The organism is Streptomyces sp. NPDC048331 (assembly GCF_043201215.1).
Classification (GTDB): Bacteria; Actinomycetota; Actinomycetes; order Streptomycetales; family Streptomycetaceae; genus Streptomyces.
This window is the reverse complement of sequence record NZ_JBICYT010000006.1, coordinates 96411-114017: the sequence shown is the minus strand read 5'-3', so window position 1 is coordinate 114017 and position 17607 is coordinate 96411. Positions and strand designations below refer to the sequence as shown.

General features: G+C 72.3%; 17 protein-coding genes. 10 read left to right on the top strand and 7 right to left on the bottom strand.

What is annotated here, in order from left to right:
- Nucleotides 1–269 precede the first annotated feature (269 nt).
- On the top strand, nucleotides 270–782 hold the full coding sequence (locus ACGFYY_RS12305; RefSeq protein WP_393708710.1) for a GNAT family N-acetyltransferase: 513 nt from the start codon (nucleotides 270–272) through the stop codon (nucleotides 780–782).
- On the opposite strand, the gene ACGFYY_RS12300 is transcribed toward ACGFYY_RS12305, so the two are convergent.
- The 3 genes from ACGFYY_RS12300 to ACGFYY_RS12290 all read right to left on the bottom strand — a co-directional run bounded on the left by ACGFYY_RS12300 (nucleotide 783) and on the right by ACGFYY_RS12290 (nucleotide 4430).
- Nucleotides 783–1868: a WD40/YVTN/BNR-like repeat-containing protein gene (locus ACGFYY_RS12300; protein WP_393708937.1), complete on the bottom strand. Its 1086-nt coding sequence runs from the start codon at nucleotides 1866–1868 to the stop codon at nucleotides 783–785.
- 115 nt (nucleotides 1869–1983) lie between these two features.
- Nucleotides 1984–3663, bottom strand: a complete 1680-nt coding sequence (locus ACGFYY_RS12295) for an amidohydrolase (protein ID WP_393708708.1) — start codon at nucleotides 3661–3663, stop codon at nucleotides 1984–1986.
- Between the two features lie 74 nt (nucleotides 3664–3737).
- On the bottom strand, nucleotides 3738–4430 hold the full coding sequence (locus ACGFYY_RS12290) for a TetR/AcrR family transcriptional regulator (RefSeq protein WP_393708706.1): 693 nt from the start codon (nucleotides 4428–4430) through the stop codon (nucleotides 3738–3740).
- Nucleotides 4431–4501: 71 nt separating this feature from the next.
- Between ACGFYY_RS12290 and ACGFYY_RS12285 the strand changes: the two genes are divergently transcribed.
- The 8 genes from ACGFYY_RS12285 to ACGFYY_RS12250 all read left to right on the top strand — a co-directional run bounded on the left by ACGFYY_RS12285 (nucleotide 4502) and on the right by ACGFYY_RS12250 (nucleotide 12378).
- The gene (locus tag ACGFYY_RS12285) at nucleotides 4502–5974 is read left to right on the top strand and encodes a purine-cytosine permease family protein (protein ID WP_393708704.1); all 1473 of its coding nucleotides are present in this window, start codon (nucleotides 4502–4504) and stop codon (nucleotides 5972–5974) included.
- A 227-nt stretch (nucleotides 5975–6201) separates the two neighbouring features.
- Nucleotides 6202–6618 carry an SsgA family sporulation/cell division regulator gene (locus tag ACGFYY_RS12280; protein WP_033220016.1) on the top strand — a complete coding sequence of 139 codons (417 nt, stop codon included), beginning with the start codon at nucleotides 6202–6204 and terminating at the stop codon, nucleotides 6616–6618.
- A 177-nt stretch (nucleotides 6619–6795) separates the two neighbouring features.
- The gene (locus ACGFYY_RS12275) at nucleotides 6796–8439 is read left to right on the top strand and encodes an ABC-F family ATP-binding cassette domain-containing protein (RefSeq protein WP_393708701.1); all 1644 of its coding nucleotides are present in this window, start codon (nucleotides 6796–6798) and stop codon (nucleotides 8437–8439) included.
- Between the two features lie 271 nt (nucleotides 8440–8710).
- The gene (locus tag ACGFYY_RS12270) at nucleotides 8711–9682 is read left to right on the top strand and encodes an acyl-ACP desaturase (RefSeq protein WP_393708699.1); all 972 of its coding nucleotides are present in this window, start codon (nucleotides 8711–8713) and stop codon (nucleotides 9680–9682) included.
- Nucleotides 9683–9754: 72 nt separating this feature from the next.
- On the top strand, nucleotides 9755–10057 hold the full coding sequence (locus tag ACGFYY_RS12265) for a hypothetical protein (RefSeq protein WP_365268488.1): 303 nt from the start codon (nucleotides 9755–9757) through the stop codon (nucleotides 10055–10057).
- A complete protein-coding gene (locus ACGFYY_RS12260; RefSeq protein WP_393708697.1) occupies nucleotides 10050–11183 on the top strand; it encodes a hypothetical protein in 1134 nt (377 codons plus the stop codon). The genes ACGFYY_RS12265 and ACGFYY_RS12260 overlap by 8 nt, the downstream gene beginning before the upstream one ends.
- Nucleotides 11180–11800, top strand: a complete 621-nt coding sequence (locus ACGFYY_RS12255; RefSeq protein WP_393708695.1) for a hypothetical protein — start codon at nucleotides 11180–11182, stop codon at nucleotides 11798–11800. Before ACGFYY_RS12260 ends, ACGFYY_RS12255 begins: the two co-directional genes overlap by 4 nt.
- Nucleotides 11797–12378: a hypothetical protein gene (locus ACGFYY_RS12250; protein ID WP_393708693.1), complete on the top strand. Its 582-nt coding sequence runs from the start codon at nucleotides 11797–11799 to the stop codon at nucleotides 12376–12378. Before ACGFYY_RS12255 ends, ACGFYY_RS12250 begins: the two co-directional genes overlap by 4 nt.
- Here the strand turns inward: ACGFYY_RS12250 and ACGFYY_RS12245 are convergent, their stop codons facing one another.
- Both ACGFYY_RS12245 and ligD read right to left on the bottom strand, forming a co-directional pair.
- Entirely contained in the window at nucleotides 12379–12627 is a 249-nt protein-coding gene (locus ACGFYY_RS12245; RefSeq protein ID WP_365268479.1) for a WhiB family transcriptional regulator, read from the bottom strand. It lies immediately after the preceding gene.
- Nucleotides 12628–12831: 204 nt separating this feature from the next.
- Entirely contained in the window at nucleotides 12832–13851 is a 1020-nt protein-coding gene (gene ligD, locus ACGFYY_RS12240; RefSeq protein WP_393708691.1) for a non-homologous end-joining DNA ligase, read from the bottom strand.
- A 75-nt stretch (nucleotides 13852–13926) separates the two neighbouring features.
- Between ligD and ACGFYY_RS12235 the strand changes: the two genes are divergently transcribed.
- Nucleotides 13927–15045 carry an ATP-dependent DNA ligase gene (locus ACGFYY_RS12235; protein ID WP_393708689.1) on the top strand — a complete coding sequence of 373 codons (1119 nt, stop codon included), beginning with the start codon at nucleotides 13927–13929 and terminating at the stop codon, nucleotides 15043–15045.
- 21 nt (nucleotides 15046–15066) lie between these two features.
- Here the strand turns inward: ACGFYY_RS12235 and ACGFYY_RS12230 are convergent, their stop codons facing one another.
- Together ACGFYY_RS12230 and ACGFYY_RS12225 are read right to left on the bottom strand one after the other, a co-directional pair.
- Nucleotides 15067–16467: an NAD(P)-binding protein gene (locus tag ACGFYY_RS12230; protein ID WP_393708686.1), complete on the bottom strand. Its 1401-nt coding sequence runs from the start codon at nucleotides 16465–16467 to the stop codon at nucleotides 15067–15069.
- Between the two features lie 153 nt (nucleotides 16468–16620).
- On the bottom strand, nucleotides 16621–17598 hold the full coding sequence (locus ACGFYY_RS12225; protein WP_393708684.1) for an NAD(P)/FAD-dependent oxidoreductase: 978 nt from the start codon (nucleotides 17596–17598) through the stop codon (nucleotides 16621–16623).
- Between the last annotated feature and the right edge of the window lie 9 nt (nucleotides 17599–17607).

Here is a 17607-nt window from a genome sequence, read left to right as displayed (position 1 = left end):
CGTGCCGGGCGCGGTCCCACCGGGTGGCGACGCCCGGCACGCCGCCCCGGGGCCCAGACCCCGTCCGGGGCCCCTCCCGGCCGTGGCCGAGGAAGACGCACCGCGCCGGATGCCACGGCCCGGCAAGCGCTTCCGACCACGGCACAGCCGAGGGAGGACGGCGCCGACCCTGGAGGGCCCACCCTCCTCCGCCCTTCGTCCGACCCGTCCGACGGGCCCGACCCCGCCGCATCGGCCCGACCGTCCGCCTCGCCCCCGCCGGAGTTCCCATGCAGCCCCGCCTCGCCGTTCCCGCCGACGTCCCCGAGCTCATACGCCTGCGCGCCGTCGCCCTCGACGCCCTCGGGGTCGATCCCGGGCCCGCCGACGCCGCCTGGCGGCAGGTCGCCCGCACCTGGTTCCTCGCACGCGTCGGCGAACGCCCCGACGTGCGCTGCCTGGTCGTCGGCGGCGCTCCCGGGGAACCGCTGCTCGCCACCGGCATGGCCTGGGTCACCCACCACCTGCCCGGCCCGCTGTGGACCGACGGTCGGCGCGGCTACCTCGACGGGATCGTCACCGACGCGCCCGCCCGCGGGCGGGGTCACGGCCGCCGGATCGTCGACGCGCTGGTCGCCTGGCTCGACGGCATCGGCATCCACTACGTCCAACTGCACGCCAGTCCCGACGGCGAGCCCGTCTACCGGGCCGCGGGCTTCACCGCCGGGCGCTACCCGGGAATGGACCTCGTCACCACCTCGGCGCCCCCGGCCCCGCCCGTCGCGACCGCATCCGAGAGCTGATCAGCGCCGCCGTTCCAGCCGCGCCACCCGTCCCTTCTCCCCCGCCGCCCAACATCCCGTGTCGGCAGCGCAGTCGACCGTGTCGAAGGAGCCCGTCTCCAGGGACCGCCAGCCGCGGCCCCCGTCCGTGGTCACATCGGTGCCCGTGGGTCCCACCGCGAGCGCCGTCCCCCGGCTGTACGGGAACCAGGCCGCGCCCGAGCGGTAGGCCGGCGGCGGCGTCGCGGCCTGGCGCCAGGTGCGGCCCCCGTCGGCGGAGACGGCCGCGGCCTGCGGGGAGGCCTGCCCGGTGCGGTAGTCACCGCCGACCGCGAGTCCCCTCGTACGGTCCCGGAAGGCGAGGGCGAAGACCCCGCGCGCCGGGTCGCCCGCCGGGACGGTGGATTCGGCGACGCGCCAGGTCAGGCCGCGGTCCGCGGAGTGCAGCACGCGGGCCCGCGCGCCGCCGCCGGTGGCCAGCCAGACGTCGCGCGGGCCGGAGCTCACCAGGCACTGGCCGCTCGCGGCGAAGCCCGCCTCGCCCGGCAGGGCCTCGGGCATGCCCTCGTTCGACCGGACCCGCCAGTTCCGGCCGCCGTCGTCGGTGGCCAGGATGCGGAACTTCCCGTCCACCGGATCGCTCATCGCCAGACCGTGCCGGGCGTCGAAGAAGGTGAGGCAGTCGTAGAAGGCGCGCGGGTCGGGGTTGCGGAAGGCCTCGGTCCAGGTGGCTCCGCCGTCCTCGGTGCGCAGCACGCGGGAGGCTTCGCCCTCCCCGATGGACAGGGCCACCGCGCGCCGCGCGTCGAAGGCCTCGATGTCACGGAACTCCAGGCCCTCCGCGACCGCGCCGGGGGGCGAAACGTCACGCCAGCTGCGGCCGCCGTCCACCGTGCGCAGCACGGTCCCCTTGGATCCGGCCACCCAGGCCGTGCTCCGGTCGACCGCCGCCAGCCCGCGGAACCGTACCTCGTCCTTCCCGGTGTCCTTCAGGGCCCAGCCGGCGCCACGTAAGTCCTGTGCCGGCGGCGCCGGGTCGGGGGCCGGGGCCGCTTCGGCCCGGGCCGGGGCGGCCAGGGCCCCCACGACCAGGGCTGCCGCGCACATGCCGATTCCGAGTTCCAGAAGTCTCATGGCGCCGGAAGCTAACGCACCCCGGATACGCCGTCCAGAGCGTCTTCCGGCCCCTGCCGCCCCACGCGCCTCGGCCCCCGTTCCCGGGTCACAGGCTCGCGTCGCGGTGGGTCACGCCGCCGTCGAGGACGGTGAGGAGCACGGGCAGGTGGGGCAGTTCGGTGGCGGCGACGGTGAGCGGATCGTCGGCGAGGACCGTCAGGTCGGCGCGGTGGCCGAGGGCGATCCGGCCCGCCAGGTGCTCCTCGCCCGCCGCACGGGCGGCGTTGACGGTCATGCCCTGGAGGGCCTGGAGGGCGGTGAGGGCCTGCTCGGGACCGTGCGGTGGCTGGGTGAGGTCGCGGCGGGGGCGGCGGTGGCGGGCGCCGCCCATGACGCCGAGCGGCGGGTACGGGGCGATCGGCCAGTCCGATCCGAGGACCACGGTGGCTCCGGAGTCCCACAGGTCGCGGCAGCGCCAGGCGCGCGAGGCACGCTCCTCGCCGAGCCGGCGGGACCAGTTGTCGGTGTGGTCGGCGCGGGTGAAGTCGCAGCAGTGGGTGGGCTGTACGGAGGCGATGACGCCGAGCTCGGCGAAGCGGCGCAGGGTGTCGTCGGGGACGGTTTCGATGTGCTCGACGCGATGGCGCACCGCGGACCCGGAGCGGGAGCCGGCTCCGGGCCCGGCCAGGGGCTCGGCCCCGCACCCGCGCCCGTCGGAGGCCTGGGCCTTCTCGATGGCGTCGAGCACGTGCCGTACGGCGGCGTCACCGATCGCGTGGGTGGCGACGGGCACGCCGGCCCGATGGAACTCGCCGACGATCCTCGTGTAGACCTCGGGGTCGGGCCAGAAGGCGTGCGTGGACTCGCCGTTGCGGTCCGGCTGTTCCAGCCAGGCGGTGCCGTTGTCGATCGTGCCGTCCATGAAGATCTTCACGCCTTCGGTGCGCCAGAGCGTGCCGCCGACGCCCTGCCCGGCGATGAGCGCGCGCACGGCGTCGGGGTCGGCGCCGGGCTGGCACCAAGGCGCGACGCGTAGGCGCAGCGGCAGTTGACCGGCCTCGTCGAGTTCGGCGTAGAAGGCGAGGCTGTCCCCGTTCGCATCCATCGCGTGGCCGCCGGTCAGCCCGGCGGCGGCCATCTCGCGCAGCGCGGCGGCCAGCCGGTCGCGGCGCTCCTCGCGGGTGGGCTGCGGGGCGACGCGTTCGACGAGTTCGCAGGCGGCGTCCTCCAGGAGCAGGCCGGTGGGGCGGCCCTCGGCATCGCAGACCACTTCGGCGGAGGCCTGGTCGAAGGACCGCGGCCCGTCCACGCCCGCGAGTTCGAGGGCGCGCCGGCTGGCCAGCATGGAGTGCGCGTCGAAGAGCAGGAGGGTGGCGGGGACGCCGTCGAGTACGGAGTCGAAGGGGGCGGTCCCGACGGGGCGGTCCCCGAAGGCGTTCGGGTCCAGGCCCCACCCGGTCAACCAGGCGCCACGGGCGAGCCCGCGCACACCGGCGGCGAGTGTCTCGCGGAGTTGTTCCAGGTCGGTGCAGCCCGACAGGTCGAGTCCGTGGGTCAGTTCGGCGCCGGAGACGGGATGGATGTGGCCGTCGACCAGGCCGGGGGTCACCACGGCCCCCTTGAGGTCCACCACCGTGGTCGAGGCGTCGGCGAGCGTACGGATGTGACGGTCGTCGCCGAGCGCCGTGATCCGTCCGCCGGCGGCGGCCAGGGCGGTGTCCGGCAGGAACCCGCCCGTGGCCGGGTCGAGCAGGCGGGCGTTGAGCAGGACGAGGGGGGTGCGCACGGAACCTCCAGCGGGGCGGGGTGGGGAGCGTCGGGCGGGGGTGAAGTGCGGGCGGGCGAAGCCGGCCGCGTGTGTCAGGCGTCGCGGGTGAGGGCGCCGTGCGGCAGGCCGAGTTCGCGTTCCGCGGTGGTGACCGCCATCCGGGTCACCGCCTCGGGACGGCCGCGGTCCTCGGTGTTGGCGTGGGCGCCGAGGCCGTCGAGGACGACGAGGATCTGAATCGCCGTCACGTGCGGTTCCTCCGTACGGAACTCGCCGCACTCGACGCCCTCGCGGATCACCTCCTCCAGCCGGCCCCGCCAGGCGGCCTCCTGCTCGGCGACCCGGTCGCGCAGGGGCGGGCGGTAGCGGCTGAGGTGGCGGGCGTTGATCCAGAGCCGACTGATGCCGTCGTAGTCCTCTCCGGAGGTGCGGGCGAAGAACCGCGCCAGCCGCCCGGTCGGGGTCGACGCGCCCGCGCCCGCCCCGACGGACCCTGCCGCCGATGTCGTCGCGGCGGGCGCGGCGGGCGCCTCCGCCACGGGCGGCAGCAGGACCTCCAGCTCGGCCCCGGCGGCCGTCCCGAACGCCTCGGCGACCAGGTCCTCCACCGAGGGGAAGTAGTGACTGATCAGCCCCGGCCGGACAGCGAGCTCGTCGGCGATCCGGCGCAGCGTGAGGCACTCCAACCCCTCGGCCAGGGCGACGACGGCGGCCGTCTCGACGATCTCGGCCCTGCGGGCCTCCGGGGACTTGCGGATTCGCTTGCGCTGGACGCTTGACGACATACCGAGGATGCTATTGAGTGTGCGACCAATAAGCAAGCGAGGCGGACACGCCCAGCACCCGGAGGTCCCCCATGGCGTCCCCGATCCCCGACCCGCCTCCCGGCTCGCCTCCCGGCTCGCACCCGGCCCCCGGAGCGCTCGGGCAGGCCGCACCGACCCAGGAGCGGGCCACCCGCATCGAGGCCCACGGCATCGACCACATCCCGGATTCCGAGCGCCACGGCCGCCCCCGCGACCTGTTCTCCGTCTGGGCCGCGGCGAACGTCAACTACCTCAGCCTGGTGATCGGCGGCGCACTGGTCCTCATGGGGCTGAGCCTGTGGCAGTCCGTCGCCGTGATCGTGATCGGCAATCTGTTCTGGCTGCTCACCGGCCTGCTCGCCACCTCCGGCCCGGCGGCCGGCGCACCCAGCGAGGTGATCACCCGGGCCATGTACGGGGTCATCGGCAACCGGGTGATGAACGCGGTCGGCGGCTGGCTGGTCTCCGTCTGCTACTTCGCCCTCAACCTGGCCGCCGCGGCGGCCGCGGCCTTCGCCCTCGTGGAACGGGCCGGCATCACGGCGAACACCGGGATCAAGGCCGTCGTCATCGTGACCATCGCCGCGTTCACCCTGGCCATCAGCGTCTACGGACACGCCATGATCATGAAGCTCTACCTTCCCATGACCGTGGTCCTGGCCGCCGCCTTCGCCGTCGTCGCCGTAGCCGTGCTCGGGCACACCGACTTCGCCTACCACCCCGCCCCGCCCCTGACCGGCGTCGACCTCTGGGCGGTGCTCCTGGCAGGCATCACGCTCATCGCCTCGGGCCCGCTCTCGTACACCACCAGCGCCGACTTCTCCCGGTACCTGCCGCGCTCGTCCTCGCGCAAGGCGATCATCGGCTGGACCGCCCTCGGAGCCTTCCTCCCCAGCGTCGCCGTGTGTTCCCTGGGCGCGTTCGCCGCGACCGCGGTCGACATGACCGACCCCCAGGCCGCGCTGCAACAGCTCCTGCCCGGGTGGTTCCACCCCGTCTTCCTGCTCGCCCTGATCCTCGGCACGATCTCCGTCAACGCCCTGACGGCCTACAGCGCCGGGCTCGCCCTGCAGGCGGTCGGGATCCGCATCCGACGCTCCGTCAGCGTCCTGTTCGACGGCGCCGTCGCGGTCGCCCTGACCCTGTACGGCCTGCTCGTCTCGAACCTCCTGGACACCGTCAGCAACTCCCTCCAACTGATCGTCGTCCTGATCGGCCCGGTCATGGCGATCTACGCGACCGACATCCTGCTGCGCCGGTGCCGCTACGACGGGCGGGCGTTGGCCGACGAGACTCCCGGCAGCCCCTTCTGGTACACCGGCGGCGTCCGTCTCGCGGGTGCCCTCGCGCTCACGGCCGGGGTGGGCGCGGCCGCCCTGTGCGTCAACACGCTCTACACCGGGCCGATCGCCTCGGCCCTGGGCGGCGTCGACCTCTCCCTGCCCGTCGGCATGACCGTCTCCGCCGCCCTCTACGCGACCCTCCACACGGCCTCCACGCAGACCCTTAGGCCTGTGGAGTGATCGGTAACCAGCCCTTCTCCGAGGCACCCCCGACCCCTCGCGGAACGGGGCCGCCTTCGGCCGCACCACCCGTCCGGTCACTCTGTGCGATCACACGGAGCGGTTCCGGCCAATCGGTGACACAGCTCACGCAACGGCCCATGCACGGATGTGCCGATTCCCGCGTCTATCGGGTTGCCGGGCCCCACCCACAGCCCGGCAGCAGATCCGCCGCAAGGGAGTGAGCCTTGATCACTGTCATCGAGCAGGCCGCACAGGCCCGTCTGGTCGCCACCGCGCCGAAGGTCGAGACCGTGCCCGTCACCCTCTGCTACGACCGTGCGGATCCATTCGCCGTGCGCATGGCCTTCCCCGCCCCCGCCACGCTGGAGGGCGTCGAGGTCTCGTGGACCTTCTCGCGCGAGCTTCTGGAGTCCGGGCTGGACCGCCCGTCGGGCTACGGCGACGTACGGGTGCGCCCGTACGACGGCGACCGGACGACCATCGAGTTCCACGCGACGGAGGGCGTCGCGATCGTTCTGATGCTGACGGCCGAGCTGCACCGCTTCCTGGAGCGGGCGGCGACCGTGGTGCCGCCCGGCCTCGAACACCTCTACCTGGACATGGACCACAGCCTGGCCGAGCTGATGAGAGACACCTGCTGAGTAATTCGATTGCGGGCGGCCACGGCCGCCCGTAGCTTCGAAGACGGCCCATCCCCGTCGAAACGGAGCAGGACATTGCTCGTCTGAGGTTCGAGACACCGACCACCACGCCCTGCGGCTGAACCGTCGGCTGTCTCCCCGCGTTGCACGCACCATTCACGCAACCTGGAGGCCTCCATGAGTCACGCCCCTGCTTTCATCACCTGCTCCACCCTGTCCTTCGACTGGCCCGACGGCACTCCTGTCTTCGACGGCTTCCAACTCGCCGTGGGCCCCGGCCGCACCGGCCTGATCGGGCTCAACGGCTGCGGGAAGTCCACCCTGCTGAAATTGATCGCCGGCGAACTGACCCCGACCGAGGGCCAGTCCTCCGTCGCCGGCTCGGTCGGCCACCTCCCGCAGAACATCACCCTCGACACCGCGCTGCGCGTGGACGAGGCGCTCGGCATCCACACCACACGCGCCGCGCTCCACGCCATCGAGGCGGGCGAGGCCACCGAGGCGAATTTCGCGGCCGTCGGCGACGACTGGGACGTGGAGGAGCGGGCCCTGGCCACGCTCGACCAACTCGGTCTCGCCCGGATCGGCCTGGACCGCACCGTCGGCGAGCTCTCCGGCGGCGAGTCCGTACTGCTACGGCTGGCCGCCCTGCTGCTCGCCCGCCCCGACGTCCTGTTGCTGGACGAGCCCACCAACAACTTGGACCTGCGGGCCCGCAGCCGGTTGTACGCGGCCGTCGAGTCCTGGTCCGGAGTGATGCTCCTGGTCAGCCACGACCGGGAACTGCTGGAGCGGGTCGACCAGATCGCCGATCTGCGCGACGGCGAGGTGCGCTGGTACGGCGGCAACTTCACCGACTACGAGGAGATGCTCGCCGCCGAGCAGGAGTCCGCCGAGCGGATGGTCCGGGTCGCGGAGGCCGACGTACAGCGGCAGAAGCGCGAACTGGTCGACGCACAGATCAAATTGGCGCGGCGCAAGCGGTACGGACAGAAGATGTTCGAGAACAAGCGCGAGCCGAAGATCGTGATGGGTGCGCGCAAGCGCGCGGCACAGGAGTCGGCCGGCAAGCACCGGATCATGCACACCGAGAAGCTGGCGCAGGCGAAGGAACGTCTGGACCAGGCGGTGGACGCGGTGCGCGACGACGACGAGATCCGGATCCAACTGCCCGCCACCGTCGTCCCGCCGGGACGACAGGTGCTGACGCTGAGCGATCTGCGCCTGGTCCACGGGGCCGCCGTACCCGGCGAGTGGGAACTGCGGGGGCCGGAGCGCATCGCCCTGGTCGGCCGCAACGGCTCGGGCAAGACCACCCTGCTGCGCACCATCGCGGGGCAGCTCGCGCCGGAGTCCGGGGCGGTGGTGGCGCATGTGACCACACGGTTCCTGCCGCAGCGGCTCGACGTGCTGGACGAGAGCCGTTCGGTGGTGGAGAACGTGGCGCGGTTCGCCCCGCAGGCCACGAACAACCTGATCCGGGCCCGGCTCGCGCACTTCCTGTTCCGGGGCGCCCGGGCGGACCGTCCGGCGGGCACGCTGTCGGGCGGCGAGCGCTTCCGGGCGGCGCTGGCGGCCCTGCTGCTGGCGGAGCCGGCTCCACAGCTGCTCATGCTGGACGAGCCGACGAACAACCTGGACCTGTCGAGCGTGCGGCAGCTGACCGACGCGCTGGAGTCGTACGAGGGCGCACTCGTGGTGGCGAGCCACGACGTGCCGTTCCTGGAGTCGATCGGCATCACGCGATGGCTCCTGCTGGACGGCGATCTGCGGCCGACCACGGCCGAGGAGGTCCGGGACACGCTGTGGTCGGGTGAGTGAGAGCCCGGCGGCTTCGCCGGGCGGGGCCGGAACCGGTCCCGCCCGGCGAAGCGGAACCGAATTTTTTGCGTCGGAACGGGGCTCGCGCACCACCTGCCGGCGTGTTTTTGCCCCCTCGAACCCCGCTCGGACCGGCCGTAAACTGCATAGATAACTGGACGCAACCGGACATTTACCTACCGGGGGGTTGGCTGGCCTTGATGTCACGCTTAACCTACGACTCCGTAGGCTACGGAACCGTAGGTAGTTCGCTTTCCCCCCAGGAGTACCCGTGACGATCACCTCTCCCCACCTCGGCAGCTCGGCGGCGTGGACGGACGCCAAGCTGCTGTTCGCGCTGGAAGAAGTGGTCGAAAAGGAACTCAACCGGCACCTGAAGGTCACCAAGGACTGGATGCCCCACGAGTACGTCCCGTGGAGCGACGGCCGGAACTTCCCCGGCTTCTTCGAGGACGGCGAGGCCTGGGACCCGCAGCAGTCCAAGGTCACCGACATCGGCAAGATCGCGCTGGTCGTGAACCTGCTGACCGAGGACAACCTCCCCAGCTACCACCACGAGATCGCGACGCTCTTCGGCCGCAACGGCGCCTGGGGCACCTGGGTGCACCGCTGGACCGCCGAGGAGGGCCGCCACGGCATCGTGATGCGCGACTACCTGCTGGCCTCGCGCGCCGTGGACCCGGACAAGCTGGAAGCCTTCCGCATGCAGCACATGTCGGAGGGGTTCGAGTCCGACAACCGCCACTCGATGCTGCACTCGGTGGCCTACGTGGCCTTCCAGGAGCTCGCGACCCGCATCTCGCACCGCAACACCGGCCACCAGTCCGGTGACCCGGTCTGCGACCGGATGCTGGCCCGCATCGCGCAGGACGAGAACCTGCACATGGTCTTCTACCGCAACCTGCTGGGCGCGGCCTTCGAGCTCGCCCCGGACCTCACCATGGAGGCCGTGCGCGACGTGGTCGTCAACTTCCGGATGCCCGGACACGGCATGCCCGGCTTCGAGCGGATGGCCGCGCAGATGGCCATCGGCGGGGTCTACAACCTGCGGATCCACCACGACGACGTACTGAGCCCCGTGATCCGCTTCCTCAAGATCATGGACATCGACGGTCTGGGCCCCGAGGGCCAGAAGGCCCAGGAGGAGCTCGGGCTGTTCATGAACGGCCTGGACTCCGAGGCCAAGAAGTTCGACGAGAAGCTGGCCGCCCGCGCCGCACGTCTCGCCGCCCGCAAGGGCTGACCGATTTCCGCTCGCTCGGGCGAGTGACGCCGATTGCCCTGGCAGAGCCCCGCTCTGCCAGGGTTTCGCGTCATGACCTCGCTCCAGGTGGACATCGACCAGCTGACCCGTCTGACGCGCGCCCTGGACTCCTCGCTGGTCTCCCTTCGGGAGGCCCGGCGCGCCCTGGACCACGTACGGCCCGATCAGCTGGGCACGGCGGACCTCGACGCGGCGTGCGACGGCTTCCAGGAACGCTGGGCCCACGGCACGCGCGAGCTGACCGAACGCGTCAAGGACCTCCGGGAGGGCGTGGACCGGAGCGCCGCGGAGTACGCGGAGCTGGATCAGGCCGTGCGTGCGGCCTTCCTCCGGGCGGCGGCCGCGCGTGGCTGAGTACGCGGCGCTGGGCTTCGACCCGGCCCCCGGGGACCCCGCGACCGTCCTGGCCCTGGCCAAGAAGCTCACCGCCTCGGCCACCTCCCTCGGCGAGGCCTCCCGGGTGATGAAGGACCTGGTCGCGCACAGCTCGGCCTGGCAGGGCGAGGCCGCCACGGCCTTCCGCGCCTCCCTGTCGAAGGACCTCCCCCGCTACCTCGGCGCGGCCCACACCTCCCTCGCGGAGGCGTCCCGCCGGCTCACGGGGTGGCACGACACCCTGGTCGCCCACCGCACGCTGGCCGGCCAGTACGAGGCCCGCGCCGCGGCGGCGAAGACGGAGGAGGCCCTCACCGACACCCGCCGCCTGGCCCGCGAACTCGCCTCCGAGCACGGCGCGGCCGCCCGCCGGGTGGCGCAGAGCCTGAACGCGGCGACGGACCGACTGGCCCCGAAGGAACCGGGCCTCCTGGCCTCGATCTGGAACAAGATCGTCGAGGATCCGGCGGACGCGTTGTCGAACGCGTCGGCGATGCTCGGTTTCGTCGGAGCTCTGGTGGCTCTGGCCTGCCCGCCGGCGGGGCTCGCACTCATGCTCGTCGGAAGCGGCCTCTCGCTGGCTGCCCTGGCGATGCACACCTCGGACCCGAAGTTCCGGAAATCCCTGACGGACGGCTTCACCAAGGGCCAGTTCGACGCGGACTTCTGGAAGAGCAGTGTGACCCTCTTGGGAGACACCGCCGGCGCGGTCCCGGGCGTGGCAGCGGTCGCCTCCGGCGCCAAGGCCGGCACGGCAGCCGCCCGAGCGGCCATGGCCGCCGCTCCGGAAGGTAGCGCGTTGACGGGACTCGCCCCCGGGGCCACCGCATTCAGGCAAACGGCGTGGAGCACTTCTGAGGAGCTGCGGCAGATGGACAGCCCTCTCACCGGATGGGCCATGCGGTCGTCGACTCAAGAAGCCAGAGACCGGATGGGTGTGGCGGTGGCGGGTACTGGTGCTCTGACTGCTGGCATGGATTACGGATCCGACAGCGAAACGATCGAACACGGCTCAACGGCCGCGGACGGCACCCGCGGGGTCCTGGACGACGCGCCTTCCGCGATCAGGAAATCAGGCCATGTCTGGTCGGTGCTGCGGCCGTGACCCAGCAGAGCAGCAGCCCATCGGTCTGGTTTCGCCTTCCACCGGGGTTCCATGACATCGGTCCTGGCGACGCGGCATCCCTGGACGCATTCGCAGAAGCCTTGGGTAGCCCAGCCGCCCAAGAGGACCTGTCCCGACTCGTGGATGGCCTTGAGGGACTCGCAGCGCACGACGTCGTACACACCGCTCTCGGCTTTCATCCCGAGGCGCCGGTCGGGGTCACCACTTCTTTGTTCTCCCTCGCGATCCGACCGATCGGGCAGCCCAACCCCCAGCTTGCCGTGGCTCGTACGGCTCTGGCGATCGCCCGCTCAACACTGTGGACCAGCTCCGTCAGCAAGTTCATCGAGGTGCCGTCAGCTCTACCCTGTTGTCTGGTCGCCGGGACCATTTCCGTACCAGGTATCGAGCATCACCTGTTTCAGGCCAGGGTCGCGACCGTACATCCCAACGGCAGCCATCTACTGATCCTCGACCTGACCAGTGCGTCCACCCAATACGCCGACGCCTACACAGACATCATCGAAGCGGTCGCGCACACCCTCGCCTTCGCCGACCCCGAGGCGAGCGCACCGACGGCAGCAGGGTCTTCACGCATCCTGGAGGCACTCCTATGAGCGTCACGCTCACCAAGGCGGCCTGGGACCATCCTCCAACCGTGGTCGGCTACAAACGGTTGGCTGCACGACGCCTTGGGTGGGTGCTCAGTCTCGGCGGCCCGCCGCTGACAGCCCTGGCCTGCATTGACCTGGTCCCGCACGCGGGATTGGCCTTCGCGCTCATGACCATGCTGGCAGCGCCGTTGTTCCCCTGGGTAACCATCGCCTATTTCCGGCGACGTCGCGTCGCCCTCGTACTGAGGTCGTACCCCTGGCGCGAGTGGCAGTGTCGGCACCCGCGCCGGCCGCCCGGAAGCCCCTCGACCATCGCCATCCCGTTCGAGGGGGACTTCACGGCCACGTTCAGGATCATCCCGCTCCCCGTCCCGCTCGCCACGCTGGAGGATGACCACCCGGACCGGATCTGGTTCGCCGGGGACCCGCGGTTCGGTGGGGTCGTGTCGCCCGTCGGGGGGCATTACCCCGTGCGCGTCGTACCCCACACACCTCGCCGGGAGGAGTGTGGGGGCGAGGGGTTCGAACTCGCGCGGCGGGTGGGGCTGGTGCGGGCCAGTGGGAAGGCCACCCGCACCTGATCAGCGGCGGCGCGGGCGCAGGGCCTGGCGCTCGGATTCCGAGAGGCCGCCCCAGACTCCGAAGCGCTCGTCATTGGCCAGGGCGTACTCCAGGCACGCGGCCCGACCTTCGCAGGCACCGCACAGGCGCTTCGCGTCGCGCAGTGAGGAGCCGGGCTCCGGGAAGAAGAAGCCGGGGCCCGTCTGGGCGCACAGGGCGAGGTCGTACCAAGCGGTGTCAGTGGTTGCGGCAGTGGTATTGATCGACATGCCGGTGATACTTATCTCTGCGGATGGACGTCCGATCAACGACTGATCAACACCACGTCATGACGCGGGCGCCGGCACTCCACACATCGGGACGCTGCCGGTCCCCGGTCCGAGCGGGCCGGGTCGCGGTGTCGGCGGTGGGCGGGGCGTGGACCGCGTCCCTCCCCCGCCTATGGCCCTCTCGACCCAGGGTGATGGCGCCCGTCAGTCCTCGTGCTTGGCCCGGCTGGGCTGGACGCGCTTGGGCTCGCCCGGCATCTTCGGGTAGTCCGGGGGGTAGGGCATGTCCCCCAGGCCGTGATCGTGTTCGTCGCGGGCCGCGAGTTCCAGTACGGCGTCCAGGGCGAAGGCGTGCTCGTCCATGTCGGCATGCAGGTCGCCCAGTTCGGCGAAGCGGGCCGGCATCGTCACGATGTCGAAGTCGCCGGGTTCCGCGTCGTCCACCTCGTCCCAGCGCAGCGGCGCCGATACCGGGGCGTGCGGGCGGGGGCGGACGGAGTAGGCGGAGGCGATCGTGCGGTCGCGTGCCGTCTGGTTGTAGTCGACGAAGATCCGCTCGCCGCGCTCCTCCTTCCACCAGGCCGTCGTGACCTTGCCCGGCATTCGGCGCTCCAGTTCCCGGCCGAGGGCGATGGCGCACCGGCGGACCTCGGTGAAGGTCCAGCGCGGCTCGATCGGCACGAAGACGTGCAGCCCCCTGCCGCCCGAGGTCTTGGGCCAGCCCCGTAGGCCGAGCTCCTCCAGCAAGGCACGCAGTTCGTGGGCGGCCGCCACCGCGTGGTGATAGTCGGTGCCCGGCTGCGGGTCCAGATCGATCCGGAGCTCGTCGGGGCGGTCGGTGTCCTCACGCCGTACCGGCCAGGGATGGAAGGTGAGGCAGCCCAGGTTGGCCGCCCACAGGACGGCGGCCGGTTCGGTCGGGCAGATCTCGTCGGCGGTGCGGCCGCTCGGAAAGGCGATGTGGGCGGTGGGGATCCAGTCGGGCAGGTTCTTCGGTGCCCGCTTCTGGAAGAAGGACTCGCCGTCCACCCCGTCCGGGAAGCGTTCCAGGGTCGTCGGCCGGTCGCGCAGGGCGCGCGTGATGCCGGGTGCCACCGCCAGGTAGTACTCGGCCACGTCCCTCTTGGTGAGGCCGCGCTCCGGGAAGTACACCTTGTCCGGGCTGGACAGTCGTACCGTCCGTCCGCCCGCGTCGAGCTCGATCGCATTACCGGCAGCACCCATGAGCGCCACGGTAGGCGGGCCCGGTCCTGCGCGCATACCGGGCGGGTCCGGACGTACCACCGCAGAATCGGAGGCATGGATCTGCCAGTGATGCCGCCCGTGAAGCCGATGCTCGCCAAGTCCGTGGCGAAGATCCCGCCCGGGATGCAGTACGAGGCCAAGTGGGACGGCTTCCGGGCCATCGTGTTTCGCGACGGCGACGAGATCGAGCTCGGCAGCCGCACGGGCAAGTCCCTGACCAGGTATTTTCCCGAGCTGGTGGAGGCCCTGAAGGAAAGTCTGCCGAGCCGCTGCGTCATGGACGGCGAGATCGTCATCGTTCATGGCGGGCGCCTCGATTTCGACCGGCTGACCGAACGCATCCATCCCGCGCAGTCCCGCGTCGCCCTGCTGGCCGAGACCACACCCGCCGGTTTCGTCGCCTTCGACCTGCTCGCCCTCGGCGACGACTCCCTGCTCGACAGCCCGCTCGCCGACCGCCGCGCCGCCCTCGTCCGTTCCCTCTCCACCGCTCGGCCCCCCGTTCATCTCGCGCCCGCGACCACCGATCCCGCGCTGGCGCAGGAGTGGTTCGAGCGATTCGAGGGCGCCGGGCTCGACGGGGTGATCGCCAAACCGCTCGATCTCCGCTACCGGCCCGATGCCCGCCTCATGTTCAAGGTCAAACACCAACGTACGGCCGACGTCGTCGTCGCGGGTTTCCGTTTCCACAAGAGCGGTCCGATTGTCGGATCGCTGCTGCTCGGCCTGTACGACGCCCACGGCGCCCTCCAGCACGTGGGCGTGTGCGCCGCCTTCCCCATGAAGCGCCGCGCCGAGCTGGTGGAGGAACTCGAACCCCTGCGGATGCCCGATCCGACCGGCCACCCGTGGGCCGCCTGGGCCGAGGAGTCCGCCCACGAGAGCGCTCGGCTGCCCGGCGCGCAGAGTCGCTGGACCGGCAAGAAGGACCTGTCCTGGGTGCCGCTGCGACCCGAGCGGGTCGTCGAGGTGAAGTACGACCACATGGAAGGCGACCGCTTCCGCCACACCGCCCAGTTCCACCGCTGGCGGACCGACCGGACGCCCGAGAGCTGTACCTACGCCCAGTTGGAGGAGGTCGTCGGCTACGACCTCGCCGAGGTCCTCGGCCACACCCCCGACCCCGCCGCCGGCCCGACCCCCGACACCACCGCCGACCCCACCCCCGGCTGAGCGGCTCCCGACCGCCTCGCCTCAGCCCGCCGTCAGCTTCTCCCACTCCTCCCGGTCCGGCCCCGCCACGTTCGGCGCGTAGTGCGGCCGAGCCGCCAGCCAGCGCGTCACTCGGGCGCGGATCTCCGGATCCGCGTACGCCCGCTCCGGCGGCTCCACCAGGTGCCGGACCCGCGCCCGTGCGCGCATCACCAGCGGATCCTCCAGCGCGCAGTCGAACAGCGCGGACACCTCGCGTGCCGTCCCCCCGCGCACCGCCCGGGTCGCGAAGCGCTCGCCGATCGCCGCGTCCGCGACGACCTGGAAGTCGAACCACGGTTTCAGGGTGCGTTCCGTCCAGGCGTGGTGATCGGTGGCGTACCGCGCCGATCCCGGGTCCCGGTGTGCCGTTCGGGCCACCCTGCGCGCGGCCCACAACGCGAGCGAGGTGCCCTGCCCGAGGGTCGGGTTGGTGTGCGTGATCGAGTCCCCGACCGGCACCAGCCCGGTCACCACCGGGCCCGCCTCGTCGACCAGCGCGCTCCACCGGTTGTCCAGGCTCGCCGTGGCCAGGACGCCCGACAGCGGTTCGGCGCCCAGTGCCAGCCAGGCCGCGCCGGGCGGGAAGGCGCGTGCCGCCGCCTCGAACACGGCGGGGTCGCGCAGTGCCGAGCGCGTGGTGTCCGTGGTGTGCACGAACAGCGTCACGGCGAACACCCGGTTGTCGGCCGGGAAGACGGCGCACCCGGCGAAGGGCCCTCCGGTCACCGCCCATGGCCGGCGCGGCCCCTCGTCCATGCCGTCGGGCAGCCGGTACCAGCGGCAGAAGTACGCGAGCCCGGTGCGATGCCGTTCCACCACGGGTGGCCGGCAGCCGGCCTCGGCCAGCCTGCGCTCGGTGCCGCCGCGCCGCCCGCCGGCGTCCACGACGAGGTCCCCCGGGTAGCTCCCGGTCTCGGTGGTCACTCCCATCACCTGGATCCCGGCGCCCTCGGACGGGCCCGGAGCCGTGATCAGCCCGTTGACCGGCTCCCCGTACCGGACGACGACGCCCGGTTCCGCGCGAAGGGCCGTGGCCAGCGCACTCTCCAGGACGATGCGCCGGGCCTGCAGCATCACGAGGTCCTCGTCGCCGGGCAGCGCGGGCGGGCGTACGTCGAACCAGTCCAGCTCGTGCCGTTCGCGGGCGCCGAGCCGCAGCATCTCCGCGTGGACGTCGGGCAGATCGCCGCGCAGGACGTTGCGGGCGGCCCCGAGCAGCACGTGCGGCTGGGCCGCCTGCGGTACGGTCGGCCGCCGCCAGCCGAAGAAGTCACGGTCGAGCGCCGTGCCCGGGGCCCGCGTGTCGCGTTCGAAGACCTCCGCCGTGTGTCCGCGCCGCGCCACGAGCAGGGCGGTGGCGGCCCCCGCGACACCTCCGCCGATGACCAGCACATGTGCCATGGAGCGTCCCCCCGAGCCGTTGGACCGTATGACGATCACACCGTTCAGAGCCTGCGCGAACGGGAGCCGACCGAAACCCGCACAGATGTCCGAGAATCGGCGAACGGTCATCACCTCGCCCCGCGCCGCCCTCACACACACCCCGCACGCCCCTCACACGACGGCGCCGGCCCGGTGGACCTCCAGGGCCCGCCGGGCCTCCGCCTCGACGAGCTCGGTGTTGATGGCCACCGCCGCCCGCACCCCCTGGGCGGCCGCGCCCGGGACCTTCTCCAGCGGGGCGGTCACATTGCCCGCGACCCAGACCCCGTGCAGGGCCGTGGCTCCGGTGTCCGGGTCGGACTCGACGCAGGTGCCGACGGGCAGGCCGTCCCGCTCCACCACGACGGTCGGCAGGCCGAGGCTGCTCAGGACACCCGAGCGGGCGGTGAACCGCGGGGCGACCACCAGGGCCTCGCACTCCACCACGGCGCCGCCCGCCAAGGTCACCCCGGTCAGCCGGTCGTCCTGGACCCCGAGGCCGGTCACCTCGCCCTCCACGACCCGGATCCCGAGGGCGGCCGACAGTTCCCGGTCCTCGGCGGTGAGCCGCCAGGTGTGCGCGAGCAGGGTGATCCGCTCGCTCCACTGCCGCCAGAGCTGGGCCTGGTGCACGGCGAGGGGCCCGTCGGCCAGCACCGCGACGGGCCGGTCCCGGACCTCCCAGCCGTGGCAGTACGGGCAGTGCAGCACGTCCCGCCCCCAGCGCGCCCCGAGGCCGGGCACGGCGGGCAGCTCGTCCACCAGGCCGGTGGCGACCAGCAACCGGCGGGCCCGGACGCTCGTACCGTCCCCGCGACGCACCAGGAAGCCGCCGTCGGGCAGCCGGTCCGCGGCCACGGCCGTGCCCGGCCGGATCTCCCCGCCGTAGCCGGCCACCTCCGCCCGCCCCTTGGCCAACAGCGCGGCGGGGCTCTCCCCGTCCTGCCCGAGGTATCCGTGCATGTGCGCGGCCGGGGCGTTGCGCGGGCTGCCGGAGTCGATGACCAGTACCGAACGGCGGGCCCGGACCAGGGTCAGTGCCCCGGCCAGGCCGGCGGCCCCGCCGCCCACGACCACCACGTCGAAGGAGTTGTCGCTTGCGTTGTCCATACCTGTGAG

What these genes read in the sequence shown, in the direction of transcription:
- ACGFYY_RS12235 (WP_393708689.1), top strand. Translation starts at nt 13,927, where the DNA reads ATGGATCTGCCAGTGATGCCGCCCGTGAAGCCGATGCTCGCCAAGTCC.
- ACGFYY_RS12245 (WP_365268479.1), bottom strand. Translation starts at nt 12,627, where the DNA reads ATGTCGATCAATACCACTGCCGCAACCACTGACACCGCTTGGTACGAC.
- ACGFYY_RS12230 (WP_393708686.1), bottom strand. Translation starts at nt 16,467, where the DNA reads ATGGCACATGTGCTGGTCATCGGCGGAGGTGTCGCGGGGGCCGCCACC.
- ACGFYY_RS12300 (WP_393708937.1), bottom strand. Translation starts at nt 1,868, where the DNA reads ATGTGCGCGGCAGCCCTGGTCGTGGGGGCCCTGGCCGCCCCGGCCCGG.
- ACGFYY_RS12265 (WP_365268488.1), top strand. Translation starts at nt 9,755, where the DNA reads ATGACCTCGCTCCAGGTGGACATCGACCAGCTGACCCGTCTGACGCGC.
- ACGFYY_RS12250 (WP_393708693.1), top strand. Translation starts at nt 11,797, where the DNA reads ATGAGCGTCACGCTCACCAAGGCGGCCTGGGACCATCCTCCAACCGTG.
- ACGFYY_RS12275 (WP_393708701.1), top strand. Translation starts at nt 6,796, where the DNA reads ATGAGTCACGCCCCTGCTTTCATCACCTGCTCCACCCTGTCCTTCGAC.
- ACGFYY_RS12285 (WP_393708704.1), top strand. Translation starts at nt 4,502, where the DNA reads ATGGCGTCCCCGATCCCCGACCCGCCTCCCGGCTCGCCTCCCGGCTCG.
- ACGFYY_RS12290 (WP_393708706.1), bottom strand. Translation starts at nt 4,430, where the DNA reads ATGTCGTCAAGCGTCCAGCGCAAGCGAATCCGCAAGTCCCCGGAGGCC.
- ligD (WP_393708691.1), bottom strand. Translation starts at nt 13,851, where the DNA reads ATGGGTGCTGCCGGTAATGCGATCGAGCTCGACGCGGGCGGACGGACG.
- ACGFYY_RS12225 (WP_393708684.1), bottom strand. Translation starts at nt 17,598, where the DNA reads ATGGACAACGCAAGCGACAACTCCTTCGACGTGGTGGTCGTGGGCGGC.
- ACGFYY_RS12305 (WP_393708710.1), top strand. Translation starts at nt 270, where the DNA reads ATGCAGCCCCGCCTCGCCGTTCCCGCCGACGTCCCCGAGCTCATACGC.